Genomic DNA, 14,952 nt, shown 5'->3' with positions numbered 1-14,952 from the left:
GCCCGTGTCCCGCAGGCGGGCCGGGGCGGGTCGGGGCGTCACGGGGGGCGGGCCGGGGCGCGCGGTCCCGTCCGCCCGCGACATCGCGCGTTCCCCCACCCTTCGCGCAGGTGCCACTTCCCTCACATCCGCCCGTCTGAGACTCTCCCGTGGCCCGGACCGGCCGCCGCCCCACGCCCAGGACACCCGCCCAGGACACCGGAGGACGCCATGACCGCAGCCCCGAAGAGCCGCAGAATCAGCCGCCGCCACGGTCTGCGCACCGCCGTCGCGGCGGCGTTCGCGCTGCCCCTCGCCGCCCGCGCCACCACCCCGGCGCACGCCTCCTCGTCGAAGGAGGCCACGCCGAAGGAGGACACGGGCGCCGGGCGCGACGGGAACGCGCTGCGGGTCATGAGCTTCAACCTCCGCTACGCCTCGGACCAGACACCCCACAGCTGGGCCGAGCGCCGACCCGTCACCCGCGCCCTGCTGCGGCGGGAGGAACCCCATCTCGTCGGCACGCAGGAGGGTCTGTACGGGCAGCTCAAGGACATCGCCGCCGATCTGCCGCGCCGCTACGACTGGATCGGGACCGGCCGCGCGGGCGGCAGCCGCGACGAGTTCATGGCCGTCTTCTACGACACCGAGCGACTGACCCCGGCCGAGTTCGACCACTTCTGGCTCTCCGACCAGCCCTCCCTGATCGGCTCCAGGAGCTGGGGCAACACCGTGATCCGCATGGTCACCTGGATCCGCTTCACCGACCGCCGCACCGGTGGCGCGCTCTACCACCTCAACACCCACCTCGACCACCAGAGCCAGCCCTCGCGCGAGCGCTCCGCAGCGCTCATCACCGAGCGCCTGGGCGCACTGGAAGCCGACGTGCCCCGCGTCGTCACCGGTGACTTCAACGTCCCCGCGCACGGCAACCCCGTCTACGACGCGCTGCTGGCGGGCGGCGGGCTGACCGACACCTGGGACACGGCCGAGCGGCGGAGCAAGCTCTACGCCACCTTCCACGGCTACAAGCCGCTCGTGCCCGACGGGGAGCGCATCGACTGGATCCTGGCCTCGCCCGGGGTCCGCAGCCGCTACGCCGCCGTCAACACCTTCTCCCTCGACGGGCAGTTCCCCAGCGACCACCTGCCCGTACAGGCCGTGCTCGACCTCTGAACCGTGTCCCGTGGGGCGCGGGCCGGGGGGACGGGATCAGACTCCGGCCGCCTCGCGGACCTCGTCGGCGACCTTCTTGTCGAGCGCCGCGCGCACCAGCCCCGCCGCCAGCGGCGCCACCTCGCGCTCGGTGACCAGTCGCGCGAGCGCGTCGGCCGAGCGCGGCAGCCCCAGGCGCTCCGCGCCCTGGAGCGCCTTCTGGTCGATGTGCGGCACGAACTCGGGCCATACGGCCTGCGCTTCGCGCAGGAAGATGTCGGTGCCCGTGGGGCCGATGCCGGGGACCTCGCGCAGGCGCTTCTTCGGGTCCGGGTCCTCGCGCAGCCTGCGCAGATCGCCCTTGTACTCGCGCAGCAGCAGCTCGGCGCCGTCGCCGAGCTGGGTGGCGGTCTTCTCGTCGTAGCGCCGGTAGCCGCCCTCGCCGAGCGCGTCCACGCGCTGCTGCCACGTCGCGTCCGCCATCCGCCGCGCGTCCCGCATCCCCGCGTCCGAGAGCGCGCGGGCCGCCGCCACCGCGATGTCCGCGCGGATACGGGCGCTGAGCAGCAGGGAGAGCACCAGCAGCCGGTAGAGGGGCGAGGGCGTGTCACGCAGGGTGATGCCCGCTTCCCGCGCGTACGTGCGCCCGTACCGCTTCAGCAGCGTCCGCGCCAGCGCCTTGTCCTTCTCGCTGTTCTCGCTGTTCCGGCTTCTCGTCCCGCTCACGTCGGCCTCCTCCAGGTCGTCACGTCCTCCCGGCCGGTCCGCGCCGCCGGGGCCGGGGCGCCGACCGGGGCCTCCCGGCGCCGGGTACCCGGACCGGGGGCCTCGATACGTGGCGGCCAAGAGAGCTAGGAGATGCCCGCCACCGCGACGGAGCGCCGGTCCGTGGCCCGCTTCAGATAGGCGCTGTCCAGGGGCGCGGGATCCGGCAGGCCCCCCGTGCACGCGAGGTCCTCCAGCAGGTGGGCCCTGTCGTATGTGCGGGCCTGTGCGCTGAAGCCGACAAGCTGGCTCCAGTGCGCCATGGCGAACGCCTCGTGGCGGGCCGGTGCCGGGACGGTGGGCAGGAGCGAGAGTCGCAGCCCTGGAAAGATCATCTCCAGGGCCTCCTTCAACGCCTCGAACGGGGTGTTCCGGGGGTGGGTGACGTGCACGGTGCGGACGCCAGGGGCCGGGTTCGCCCCGCGCGCGGCGGCCACCCGCATCATGGCGCGCGCCGCGTAGTCCACCTGGACCGCGTTCATCACGGCGTCCGGGACACCCATGATCCGGAAAGGCAGCGCACCGCCACAGGCGGGGACGAGCGCCGCCACCTCCTCGTCGGCGGCCTCCCGCCGTGAGTTCAGCACGTCGTCGATGAGGCGTACGACGACATCGAGGGTCTGCTCCGGGGAGCCGCCGGAGGCGGGACGGTCGGAGACCAGCATGCTCGGGCGCAGCACGGTGGCGACGCGGCCGTCGCGCCCTGCCCAGTCACGGACCATCCGTTCGGCGGTGTACTTGGTCTCCTCGTAGTACGTCTGGAAGCCCTCCGCCTCGCTGAGATCGTCCTCCATGACGTGCCCCGAGCGCCGCTTCCCGGCTACGAACGCCGTGCTGACGTGCAGCAGTTGTGCTTCCGGGGCGCCGTCGGCCAGCTCCAGTACGGCGCGGGTGCCGCGCACGTTGGCCTCGAAGAGGCGCGCTGGGTCGCCCTGGAGATTGGTGAGCGCGGCGCAGTGCCACAGCTCGGTCATCCCCGCCGTAACCCGTGTCCGGTCCTCGACGCCGAGGCCGAGACCGGGGAGGGCGAGGTCGGCGCCGAGGTACCGCACCCGCCCCAGGGCCCCGGGCGCCAGCGGCGGGCCCGGCAGCGAGGCGACGGCGGACTCGACGCGTGCGCGCAGGTCATCGGGGGCGCCGCGCCCCAGGACGGTGACCGGTTCCCGCGCGTCCTCCGCGAGCAGTTCCCGCAGGACGTGGCTGCCGAGAAACCCGCTCGCGCCAGTGATCACAACGGACAAGGTGCTGCCTCCATTACGTCCATTACGTCGGTCTCCGGCACAGTTCAACACCGGCCGACGACGGTTCCGTGGCGCTCCGTGCGCGGGGGAGGGGCCGTGCGTGGGCGTTCATGGGCGCTCGCGGGCGAGCGGCGCGGGGGCCGAGGGGCACAAGTTCACCCGCATCGTTGACGGGCGGAGCGTCGTTGACGGCCGCCCTTCCGGATGAATCGCGGAATCGCCCTCCTTAGTGGCGTGTTCACCGTCCGATACCTCCCGCCTCCCCCCTACCGTGCGAGCGCTTGTCGGCCGACGGACGCCCTCGGCCGCCGATGTCGAGGAGAGAGAGCGCACACGCATGACATCGCATCAGCACGACGCGACCGGACGGGAGATCGCCGTTGTCGGGGCCTCCTGCCGGCTGCCCGGAGGGATCAACGGGCTCGGGGAGCTGTGGACGGCCCTGGAACAGGGGCGCGATCTGGTGGGGGAGGTGCCCGCCGACCGCTTCGAGAAGGAGCGCTACGCGGACACCTCGGTACCGCGCCCCGGCAAGAGCTACACGTCGGCGGGCGGCTTCCTGGACGACATCGCGCACTTCGACGCCGCTTACTTCGGTATTTCTCCGGCCGAGGCGGAGCACGTGGACCCGCAGCACCGCCTGCTGCTGGAGCTGACCACCGAGGCCCTCGACGACGCGGCCCTCGCCCCCGCACGGCTCGCCGGTTCCGACACGGCCGTGTACGTGGGCATCTCCGACGCCTCCTACGGCGCCCTCCAGATGTACGCCGAACGCGGCATCGGCCCGTACACGATGTCCGGCGCCGCCTCCTCGATCGCCGCCAACCGGCTCTCGTACACCTTCGATCTGCGCGGGCCGAGCATGGCGGTGGACACGGCCTGCTCGTCCTCGCTGGTCGCGCTCGACCGGGCCTGCCGCACCCTGTGGGAGGGCACGAGCAGGACGGCTGTGTGCGGCGGCGTCAACGTGCTGATCAGTCCGCACCAGTACATCGGGTTCTCCCAGGCGTCCATGCTCTCGCCGCGCGGCAAGTGCGCGTCCTTCTCCGCGCACGCTGACGGGTTCGTACGGGCCGAGGGCGGCGGTGTGGTCGTCCTCAAGCCGCTGGCCGACGCGCTGGCCGACGGCGACCGCGTGCACGCGGTGATCCTGGGGACCGCCTCCAACAGCGACGGCCGGACACTGGGCATCGCGCTGCCGAACGAGCAGTCGCAGGAGGACCTGCTCCGTGCCGTCTACGCGGAGGCCGGGGTGCACCCGGACGAGCTGGCCTACTTCGAGGCGCACGGCACCGGCACCCCGGCGGGCGATCCCCTGGAGGCCATGGCCATCGGCAGGGCCCTGGGCATCCGCCGGATCAACTGCCCGCTGCCCCTGGGCTCGGTCAAGAGCAACCTGGGCCATCTGGAGCCCGCCTCGGGCATGGCCGGGCTGTGCAAGGCGCTGCTCGTCCTCAAGCACCGCACCGCGCCCCCCACGCTCCACGCTGAGCCGCCCAGCCCGCACATCGACTTCTCGGGGCTGGGCCTCAGCGTCGCCACGGAGGCGCGGCCGCTGCCCGCTGGCGGACGTCATGTCGTGGGCGTCAACTCCTTCGGCTTCGGCGGCTCCAACGCGCACGCGATCCTCGCCACGGCGCCGGAGCCGGAGCGGCTGGCAGTCCCGCCGGACGGCCGCGAGCTGCCGTTCCTGGTCTCGGCCCGTACCCCCGAAGCGCTGACGGAGGCGGCGGGACGCGCGGCGCGACGGCTCGGAGAGGCGGCCGACGAGGAGTTCTACGACGTGGCCCACACCTCCGTGCTGCGGCGCGGCAGACACGAGCACCGCGCCGTCGTCCTCGCGCACGACCCGCGCGAGGCCGCACGGGGGCTGGCGGCGCTGGCGGCGGAAGCGGAACCCGAGACGGCCGGTACGGAACCCGTGTCCGCCGACGCGTCCCCGGACGCGCTCTCCGAGGTGCCCGTCCCGCCGCTGCCCGTCACCGCGACGGCCCAGGGTGTCGCCCGAGGCAGGGTGGCCTACGTCTTCTCGGGCAACGGCTCCCAGTGGGCGGGCATGGGCGCCGGTCTGCTGCACTCGGACGCGGCCTTCCGTGACGCCGTGCTCCAGGCCGACAAGGAGCTGACCCCCCACCTGGGCTGGTCGGTCGCCGAGGCACTGACCGCACCGGCCGAGGACTGGCGACTGGAGGCCACCGAGAATGCCCAGCCGCTGCTGTTCGCCGTGCAACTGGGCATCGTCGCCTCGCTGCGCGCGCGGGGTGTCGAGCCGCACATGGTGCTCGGCCACAGCGTCGGCGAGGTGGCCGCCGCGCATACGAGCGGGGTGCTCTCCCTCGCCCAGGCGGCTCGGGTGATCGCCGAACGCGGCCGTGCCCAGGCCGCCACGGCGGGCAGCGGGCGCATGGCGGCCGTCGGGCTCGGCGAGGAGCAGGCCAGGGCCGAACTCGCCCCGTACGCGGGGCGGCTGGAGATCGCGGCCGTCAACAGTGGCCAGGACGTGACCGTCACGGGTGAGGCCGCCGCGCTGGAGGAGCTGGCCGGGCGACTGCGGGAACGCGGCGTGTTCTTCCGCGACCTTGGTCTGGGCTACGCCTTCCACAGTGCCGCCATGGACGGTCTCCAGGACGGGCTGACGCACGCGCTGGCGGGACTGGAACCGACTCTCGCTGCCCTTCCCTTCCGCTCGACCGTGACCGGGCGGCGGGTACTGGGCCCGGAGCTGGACGCCGCGTACTGGTGGCACAACGTACGCCGCCCGGTCCGCTTCGCCGCCGCCGTCGAAGGAGCCCTCGACGACGGCGCCGACCTCTTCGTCGAGATCGGCCCGCACCCCGTCCTGCGCGGCTACCTGCGCCGCATCACCGCCACGCGCTCCGGCGAGCGCGCCGTCGTCGTCCCCACGCTGCACCGCGACGGCGCGGACCAGACGGAGCAAGCCGGGCAAGCGCCGCGGAGGGAACTGGACACCACCCGCGCCACCCTCCTCGCGGCGGGCGCAGAGCTGGGCCTGGACCGCTACTTCCCCCGTCAGGGGCGCGTCGCCGAACTGCCCGCCTACCCCTGGCAGCGGCAGCGCCACTGGCGCGGGACCCCGCAGTCGTGGGTGCGCACCAGCGGCGACGGGAAGCTGGAGCACCCGCTGCTGGGGGAGCGGCTCCCCGCGCCGCAGCCCGTCTGGTCCGGCACCGTCGAACCCGTACTCGCCCCGTGGCTCAGCGACCACCGGGTGAGCGGCAGCGTGGTGCTCCCGGCCACCGGCTACGCGGAGATGGCCATGGCGGCGGGCCGCGCGGTCTTCGGCGACGCCGTCGAAGTCCAGCACCTCGACATCAGCAACGCCCTCGTCCTCCCCTGGCCGGACGCGGGATCCGTCCAGGTACGCACCTCGCTCAACTCCGACGACGGCACCGTGCTGATCGCCAGCACCACCGAGGAGTCCCGGGAACCACGCGCGCACGTGCGGGCCCGGGTACGTGGACTCCTGCGGCCCCGTCCCGCACCGCTCGACGTGGAAGGGGCACGGCGCGCCTGCCCGCGCGCCCTGGAGGCTGGGGAGTTCTACGCGGCCTGCGACAAGGCGGGCCTGCACTACGGCCCGTCCTTCCAGTCGCTCACGGGCCTGTGGTCCGGGGAGGGGAAGGCGCTGGCGGCCTACCGGCACGAGGCTCCCGGCGATCCGTACACCGTGCATCCGGCCCTGCTGGACAGCGCCTTGCAGACGGGCGCGGCCCTGCTGCTCGACCGCCTCGCGGACGGCTACGCGTATCTGCCCTGTGTCCTGGAAGCCGTACGGGTGTGGGACACCCCGGCGACCGAGGGGCTGATGTGGGTGGAGGAGCGCGCCGGCACCCACGACGAGGTGTGCTGGGACATCCTCCTCACCGACGCGCACGGCGTCGTGGCGGCGCATATCGAGGGCTGCCGACTGCGCCGCGTACAGACCACGCGGGCCACACCGCTCGCCACGCTCCGCACCGAACTGCGCGCCGCGCCGCCGGCCCTGACCCCCCGTGCGCCTTCGCCCTTGCCCCCGCCGCGGCAGCTCGTCACCGAGGCTGCCGGGGACATCGCGCGGTTGCGCGAGGAGTGGCACGGCCTCGCGTACGGGGAAGCGTTTTCGCTGCTCAAGAAGTACCTCGCCCACCGGTACGGCGCCGCCGTCGCGGCCGTACTCGACGACCCCGCCCTGCCGTTCGTCCCGGACGATCTCGTGGCCGCCGGATTCCCGGAGTCCCAGCGCCGTCCGCTGGCGCTGCTCGCCGGGGCGCTGGAAGAGGCCGGGGTATGGACGGCCCCGGACGCGGAGGGGCGCCGCCGCCTGCTCGTGAAGGAGTTCCACACCGAGGCGGCGTGCACGGAAATGCTCGCCCGCCACCCGGCCTTCGTGACCTACGTCGCTCTCGCCACCCATCAAATGGAGAACGCGTTCCAGGGCGGCGGCGACCCCACGGAGCTGCTGGCCTCGGAGGCCACGGCGAAGGCCCTGGAACAGTTCTACGACATCGCGCCGCCGCTCCGCTTCCACAACCGCGTCGCGGCCACCCTGCTCCGGCAGGCCGTACGGCACTGGCCCGCCGACCGCGCCCTGCGGGTGCTGGAGCTCGGAGCCGGTACCGGGGGCGTCACGGCGGCCCTGCTGCCGCTGCTCCCCGCCGACCGTACGCGCTACTGCTTCACCGACGTCTCCCCGCTCTTCTTCCCCCGTGCCGAGGACCGCTTCGGCGCCTACGACTTCGTCGAGTACCGGACACTCGACCTGAACACGGCGCCGGAAGAACAGGGCTTCACCGAAGGCTCCTTCGATCTCGTCATCGCCGCCAACGCGCTGCACACGGCGGTGGAGCTGAAGGCGGCGCTGCGGAGGGTGCGGGGCCTGCTCGCACCGGGTGGCCAGATGCTGGGCATCGAGGCCCACGCCCTGGAGGTGCTCGCACCCATCTTCGGGCCTCTGGACAGCTTCTACGCCAACACCGACCGCGAACTGCGCCCCGACGCCGTGCTGCTGCCGCGTGAGCGGTGGCCGGAGGTGCTGGCCGACTGCGGCTTCACCGATGTGATCCAGACCGGGGACGACGAGGCGCCCGCCCGCGAGGACTTCTCGGTCTTCCTCGCGGCCACGCCGCAGGAGGCGCCCACGCCGGAGGCATCCGCTCAGCCTGCCCTGCCCGCCTTGCCCGCCCTGCCCGTGCCGTCCAGCCCGACGGCCTTCGTCCTCGCGGCGGAGGACGAGGGCGAGGCGCCGCTGGCCGCCGCGCTGGCCGAGGCACTGACCCACGACGGCGACGGGCAGGCACACACCGTCCCCATGACGGACGATGCCGAGGCGTGGGCGGACCACCTCGCCGGTGCCGGTGCCGGTGCCGGGGCCGGGGCCGGGGCCGAACGCGTCTGCGTCGCGGTCCTTCTCGGCGCCGGAGCCGAGAACGGCGGCCCTGCCGAAGACGTGGCCCGTGCCGCGCGCCGCGCCACCTCGCTGGGAGCCGTCACGGCGGCGTGCGAGAAGCTGCCGGGGAAGGCGAACGCGGAAGTGTGGCTGGTGACGAGGCCGTGCGGCGCGGTCCCCACGCCCGAGGAGGTCACCCACCCCCTCGACGCCACCACCTGGGGCATCGCCCGCACCCTGGTCAACGAGCACGCCGACGTGACGGGCCGCCGCGTCAGCCTCCACCGCTCGGCGGACGCCGAAGGCGTCGCGGCCGACGCGTACCGCCTGGCGCGCGAACTCCTCGACCCCGACGACGAGGACGAGATCCTGCTCACCGCCCAGGACCGCTTCGTCCCGCGCGAGCGGGAACGGCCCGCCGAGCGCGAGCGGGCGGGGCAGACACCGTTCGCGCTGCGGGTGCGCAACCCCGGCCTCTCCTACCGGCTGGAGTGGGAGGAGTTCACCCCGCCCCTGCCCGGCCCCGGGCAGGTGGCCGTCGAGGTGCGTGCCGCGGGGCTGAACTACCGCGACATCACCCTGCTCTCGGGGATGCTCCCCGCCGCCGTACGGGAGGGCACCAGGTTCGCCGACGGCTCGGAGGGCATCGGAGTCGAGTGCGCAGGTGTGGTCACCGCCTGCGGGCCCGGCGTGGACGACATCGCGGTGGGGGACCGGGTCGCGGGCATGGCGGACGGCTCACTCGCGAGCCACACGGTGCTCAACCGGGAGGAGCTGTGGCGCATGGCCGAGCACGACTCCTTCGCGGAGTGCGCCGCGCTCCCCGTCGCTGTCACCACCGTCCAGTACGGGCTCGGGCAGCTCGCGCGGATCAGGCGGGGCGAGACCGTCCTGGTGCACGGCGCCGCGGGAGGCGTGGGACTGGCCGCGATCTACTACGCCCGGCTCAAGGGCGCACACGTCATCGCTACCGCGGGCAGCGGCCTGAAGCGCGATTTTCTGCGGGCACTGGGTGTTCCGCACGTGCTGGACTCGCGCACCCTGGACTTCGCCGAGCGGGTGCGCGAGATCACCGGGGGGCGCGGCGTCGACATCGTGCTCAACTCCCTCGCGGGTGAGGCCATCGCGCGCGGACTGGAACTCCTGCGCTCCGGCGGCCGGTTCGTCGAACTCGGCAAGCGGGACTTCTACGAGAACAAGCCGCTGCTGCTGCGGCCCTTCAGCAACAACATCGCCTTCTTCGGCGTGGACGTCTCCCGCCTCCGGGCCGACGACCCCGCCGACGCCGCGATGCGCCGTGAACTGGAGGAACTGCGTGCCGGCGAGCACGCGCCGCTCCTGCCCTGCACAGCCTTCCCCGCAGCCCGCGTCGAAGAGGCGTTCCGGCTGCTCCAGCACTCCAAGCAGATCGGCAAGGTCGTCGTCACGTTCGACCCGCACGGCGAACTCCCGCCCGTCCGGCCGAGGGCCACCACGCCCCGCCTCGACCCCGAGGGCAGCTACCTCGTCACAGGCGGCACCGGTGGTTTCGGCGCGGCCACCGCGCACTGGCTCGCCGGTCTCGGCGTCCGTCACCTCGCCCTGGTCAGCCGCCGCGGACCCGAGGCGCCCGAGGCGGCGAAGCTGCTGGAGGCGCTCGCCGCGCGGGGAGTGACCGCCACCGCCCACGCCGCCGACGTCACGGACCAGGACGCCATGCGTGCGGTGCTGGCGAAGGTGGACGCGACGGGACACCCCCTGCGCGGAGTGGTGCACTGTGCCATGCAACTTGACGACGCGCTGCTGGCGGATCTGGACGAGGAGCGGATCGCGGCCGTACTGGCCCCCAAGGTGGGCGGAGCGCGGGTACTGGACTCCCTGACCAGGGAGCGTGGTGACGACCTCGGCCTGTTCCTGCTCCACTCCTCCGGCACCACCACCATCGGGAACTTCAAGCAGTCTCCCTACGTGGCGGCGAACCTCTATCTGGAGGCGCTGGCCCGCAGGCGGCGACGGAACGGCGAGTGCGCGCTGGCCGTCGCCTGGGGTGCCATCGCGGACGCGGGCTATGTCGCGCGAAACGAGCTGGCGGAATCCATGGCCGAGTTCGGCTTCGAGACGGTCGGCTCGGCGGAGGCGTTCACCGTGGCGGAGGACCTGCTGCGGGCCGGGGACGACGTCGCCGCGATCGTGCGGATCGACTGGTCGCGCGCCGCCACTCTGCTGCCCCTCCTCGACAGCGCACGGCTGCGCGACCTGGTCCCGGTACGCGGCGCCGACGGCCTGAGCCGGGAGGAACTGCTCGCCAGGCTGGACGGCATGCCTCTGGAAGAGGCCCTGGGGTACCTGCGCACCACGATGCGCGAACTGCTGGCCGAGGTGCTGCACATGGAAGCCGACCAGCTCGACGTGCACCGCAGGCTGGACGAGTACGGCATGGACTCCCTCATGGCGGCCCGGATCCTGGTCAGCCTCCAGCAGCGCTACGGGGTGGAGATCCCGCCCATGGAGCTGCTGCGCAGCAACGGCACCATCGACGACTTCGCGCGCATCGTCCACATCCGCCTGGGCCTGGGCGGCAACGCGCCCGGTTCGGAAGCGGGTGTCCGCATTCCCGCGCAGGCGCAGGCACCCGCGCCGCAGAAGGAGCCGCTGGCCGACTGAGGAGCGGCCACCGGAGAGCATCCGGGTCCGCCCGGGACCACCGGGGCCCGGCACGCCGGTGAAGGGGCGCCGCCGGGCCCCGGCCCCGTGCCCCGGCTCCCGTACCGCCTGGCCCCCGCACGGACCCTGGCCCCCTCGCCGCAGCTGACGTACCGTCAAGTTCCGCCGAGGGGGCCGCCCTTGTCCGGCGCGCCGCCGCACGCCCTCATCGAGGAGGCAGACCGTGGCACCAGAGACCGGCGAGTCACCGAAGACCGGCGAGTCAGCGGACCACCCCCGCACGGAGCCCCGACCCGGCGCGGACGACGACCCTCCCCGTACGGGCGCACATCCCCTCGCGGACGAGCGGCCCGTCCCGCTCGACGAGTACCCCGTCCACCAGGTGCCCCTGTCCATGCGGCACGTCGCGACGGGCGACCGCAACGCCTACGACCGGTGCATCTTCCAGGTGCTCGACCACACGGGCCGCGCCCTGCTCGTCGCCGGGCTCGGCGTCTACCCCAACACGGGCGTCATCGACGCCTACGCGACCCTGCGCCTCGGGGACCGGCTGCTCGCCGTGCGCGCCTCGGACGCCCTCGGCGAGGACCGGATGAGCCTGGCCGTCGGCCCCTTCCGCATCACCGTCGAGGAGCCGCTGAAGCGCTTCAGGCTCCGGTGCGACCCGGGCGAGGGGAGCGAGGGGCCCGAGGGGGGAGGGGAGGGCTCCCTCTCCTACGACCTCACCTGGACCGCCGACTTCCCCGCCGTCTGGGAGCCGCACCACACGCAGCGCCGGGGGGACCGCCTCATCCTCGAAGGGCGGCGCTTCGTGCAGGCGGGCCACGTCACCGGGGTCATCAGGGCCGACGGCACCGACCTCCCCGTCACGGCGGAGCAGTGGACGGGCATCCGCGACCGGAGCTGGGGCACCCGCCCGATACCCGGCGAGGAGGGCGGCCGGGCCGCCGAGGAGGCCAGGCCCGAGGGCTTTCACTGGATCTGGAGCCCCGTCCGCTTCGCCGACCGCTTCCTCGTCGTCATCGCACAGGAGGACGCCGACGGCTACCGCACGCTCAACGAGGCGCTGCTCGTGCGCGACGGGCACCGCGACACCCAGCTCGGCTGGCCCCGCACCGAGATCGCCTACCGGCCAGGCACCCGCCACCCCGAACGCGCCGTCGTCCACCTCGACGCACCCCCGTCCGGCTCCTCCGGTCACGGAAGCAAACCCCTCGAACTCCATGTGGAGACGCTGACCTCCTCGCCCCTCGCCGTCGGCGCGGGCTACCCGCCCGCCGACGACTGGCAGCACGGCACCTGGCGCGGGCGCGGCTGGAGCGAGCGCCGCGTCTACGACCTCTCCGACCCCTCGGCCCACCCACTGGCGGCCTACGGCGTCACCGACCACGCCGCCCGCTTCACCCTCGAAGGCCGCACCGGATACGGGATCTTCGAGCACGGCAGCTTCGGCCGCCACGACCCCAGCGGCTTCACCGGCTACGCCGACACCGCGCCCGGCGCACCCGGCGCAACGGGGGAGGAGCGGCCATGACCTCCGCGCCCCGCCCCGGGCCTCACCCCGGCTCCCGCCCCCGCACCACCACCCGCGACCCCGCAGAACTCGCCGAACGCCTCAACACCTGGCTCGGGGACCGCCTGCCGGGCGCCCGCGTCACCGATCCGGTCGTTCCCGAGAGCAACGGCATGTCGAGCGAGACGGTGCTGTTCGGCCTCGAACACGCTGAGGCGCCCGTCACCGCCTGCGCCCTACGGCTCGCGGCCGACCCCGCCGCGTACACCGTCTTCCCCCGCTACGACATGGCCCGCCAGTACCGCACCATGGCCCTCGTCGCCGCGCACAGCGATGTGCCCGTGCCGCGCGTGCTGTGGCTGGAGGAGGACGAACGGCCCCTCGGCGCGCCCTTCTTCGTGATGGAGCGCGTACGGGGCCGCGTACCGCCCGACGTCATGCCCTACACGTACGACGGCAACTGGCTGCACTCGGCCACCGACGCCGAACGCGCCCGCCTCGAAGCCGAGTCGGTCGGGCTCCTCGCCCGCCTCCACGACCAAGTGCCGCTACGGGAGGCCGAGTTCCTCGCCGCCGACCCCGGCCCGGCCGTCCCCGCCGACACCGAGGAGGGCGACTCCGAGGAAGCGGGCAGCCCGCTGCGGCACCACGTCGAGGCGCAGCGCGCCTACTACCACTGGGTCGTCGAGGGACGCCCGCGATCACCGCTGATCGAGCGCGCCTTCGCCTGGCTGGAGGCCAACTGGCCGGTGGAGGAGGGCGATACGGTGCTGTGCTGGGGCGACGCGCGCATCGGCAACGTCGTCTACGACGGCTTCACACCCGTCGCCGTGCTCGACTGGGAGATGGCGTCCCTGGGACCGCGCGAACTCGACCTCTCCTGGACGGTGTTCCTCCACCGCTTCTTCCAGGACCTGACCGAGTCCACCGGCCAGCGGGGGCTGCCGGACTTCCTGCGCCGCGACGCCGTCGAGGCACGCTACGCCGAACTCACCGGACACACGCCGCGCGCGATGGACTTCCACACCCTCTACGCGGCACTGCGCCACGCCATCCTGATGCTCCGCATCGCCTACCGGCAGATCCACTTCGGCGAGGCCGTGGCCCCGCGGGACCCGGACGACCTGATCATGCACCGGGCCACGCTGGAGGCGATGCTGGAGAACCGCTACTGTTGACGTGCTCCCTGGCTTAAAGTCCAGGGATTCCGGTCTGGGTCGTGTGGCCCTTCCGGGGGCTTCCTGTTTCACGGCGCTGTGCGGGCACGGGTGCCCGTCTTACCGGCGCTCCACGGGCGTTTGGCGTCTCCGCCCGTCCGGCGGCGACGATACGGCGTCCTTCGACGAGGACATTGCGGGCCGCGTTGTGGTCACGCTCGTGCACCGTGCCGCACGCCCCGCAGGTCCACTGCCGTACGTGGAGGGGCTTGGGGCCGTCCCGCACGCCGCAGGCTGAGCAGGCCTGGGAGGAGGGGAAGGCCCGGTCCACTCTGGCGAAGGTGCGGCCGTGCTTGGCTGCCTTGTGCTCCAGCATGCCGGTGAATGCGGACCATCCCGCGTCGTGCACGGACTTGGCCAGCCGGGTGCGGGCGAGACCGGACACCGCGAGGTCTTCCACATACACCGCTTGGTTCTCGCGGATGATCTGTGTGGATGCCTTGTGGTGCCAGTCCCGGCGCCGGTCCGCCACCCGGGCATGCTGGCGCGCGACCTTGATCCGGGCCTTGGCCCGGTTCTTCGACCCCTTCGCCTTGCGGGACAGCTCCCGCTGAAGACGCTTGAGCTTCTTCTCCGCCCGGCGCAGGAAACGGGGGCTGGCGATCCTGGAGCCGTCGGAGAGGACGGCGAAGACGGACAGCCCGAGGTCGATACCGGCCTCTGTCCCCAGCACGGGGAGGATGTCGGGCTCGGTCTCCACGACGAAACTGAGGAAGTACCGGCCCGCGCCGTCCCTGGTGACGGTCACCGAAGTCGGGGCCGCCGGAAGCGGACGCGACCACCTGACCTTGAGATAGCCGACCTTGGCCACATACACCCTGCCGTTCTCCTGGAGGGAGAAGGCGCTGCCGGTGAAGCGGACCGACTGCCGGGCATCCTTCTTCGACTTGTACCGGGGCGGCCCGACCTTGCGGCCGGGCCGCTTGCCCTTCAGGCTGTCGAAGAAGTTCTTGTAGGCGGCATCCAGGTCCCGCAGGGACTGTTGCAGGACAACGGCGGAGACCTCGGCGAGCCAGGCGCGTTCCTCGCTGCGCTTGGCCTGGGTGATACGCC

The 14,952-nt window shown here is 73.2% G+C and carries 7 protein-coding genes; 4 read left to right on the top strand and 3 right to left on the bottom strand.

Features of this window, described 5'->3' with window-relative positions:
- The first annotated feature begins 210 nt into the window (after positions 1-210).
- Positions 211-1,155, top strand: coding sequence for an endonuclease/exonuclease/phosphatase family protein (locus tag ACYVOO_RS26660; RefSeq protein ID WP_461018243.1), 945 nt, complete (start codon positions 211-213; stop codon positions 1,153-1,155).
- A gap of 36 nt (positions 1,156-1,191) precedes the next feature.
- On the opposite strand, the gene ACYVOO_RS26655 is transcribed toward ACYVOO_RS26660, so the two are convergent.
- Complete coding sequence (locus ACYVOO_RS26655; RefSeq protein ID WP_461018242.1) at positions 1,192-1,860, bottom strand: hypothetical protein; 669 nt, start codon at positions 1,858-1,860, stop codon at positions 1,192-1,194.
- A gap of 125 nt (positions 1,861-1,985) precedes the next feature.
- Entirely contained in the window at positions 1,986-3,131 is a 1,146-nt protein-coding gene (locus ACYVOO_RS26650) for an SDR family oxidoreductase (RefSeq protein WP_461018274.1), read from the bottom strand.
- A 346-nt stretch (positions 3,132-3,477) separates the two neighbouring features.
- On the opposite strand from ACYVOO_RS26650, the gene ACYVOO_RS26645 reads away from it, so the two are divergent.
- The 3 genes from ACYVOO_RS26645 (at position 3,478) to ACYVOO_RS26635 (ending at position 13,860) form a co-directional block, all read left to right on the top strand.
- A complete protein-coding gene (locus tag ACYVOO_RS26645) occupies positions 3,478-11,169 on the top strand; it encodes an SDR family NAD(P)-dependent oxidoreductase (RefSeq protein ID WP_461018241.1) in 7,692 nt (2,563 codons plus the stop codon).
- A 394-nt stretch (positions 11,170-11,563) separates the two neighbouring features.
- Complete coding sequence (locus ACYVOO_RS26640) at positions 11,564-12,703, top strand: hypothetical protein (protein ID WP_461018273.1); 1,140 nt, start codon at positions 11,564-11,566, stop codon at positions 12,701-12,703.
- The gene (locus ACYVOO_RS26635) at positions 12,700-13,860 is read left to right on the top strand and encodes a phosphotransferase family protein (RefSeq protein WP_461018240.1); all 1,161 of its coding nucleotides are present in this window, start codon (positions 12,700-12,702) and stop codon (positions 13,858-13,860) included. Before ACYVOO_RS26640 ends, ACYVOO_RS26635 begins: the two co-directional genes overlap by 4 nt.
- 13 nt (positions 13,861-13,873) lie before the next feature.
- On the opposite strand, the gene ACYVOO_RS26630 is transcribed toward ACYVOO_RS26635, so the two are convergent.
- The coding region (locus tag ACYVOO_RS26630; RefSeq protein ID WP_461018239.1) for an RNA-guided endonuclease InsQ/TnpB family protein at positions 13,874-14,952 on the bottom strand (1,079 nt) is incomplete at its 5' end.

The organism is Streptomyces daliensis, assembly GCF_054782395.1.
Note: the sequence above shows the minus strand (reverse complement) of the source record. Positions and strands in the feature narration are given on the sequence as shown.

What these genes read in the sequence shown, in the direction of transcription:
- ACYVOO_RS26635 (WP_461018240.1), top strand. Translation starts at nt 12,700, where the DNA reads ATGACCTCCGCGCCCCGCCCCGGGCCTCACCCCGGCTCCCGCCCCCGC.
- ACYVOO_RS26660 (WP_461018243.1), top strand. Translation starts at nt 211, where the DNA reads ATGACCGCAGCCCCGAAGAGCCGCAGAATCAGCCGCCGCCACGGTCTG.
- ACYVOO_RS26645 (WP_461018241.1), top strand. Translation starts at nt 3,478, where the DNA reads ATGACATCGCATCAGCACGACGCGACCGGACGGGAGATCGCCGTTGTC.
- ACYVOO_RS26640 (WP_461018273.1), top strand. Translation starts at nt 11,564, where the DNA reads ATGCGGCACGTCGCGACGGGCGACCGCAACGCCTACGACCGGTGCATC.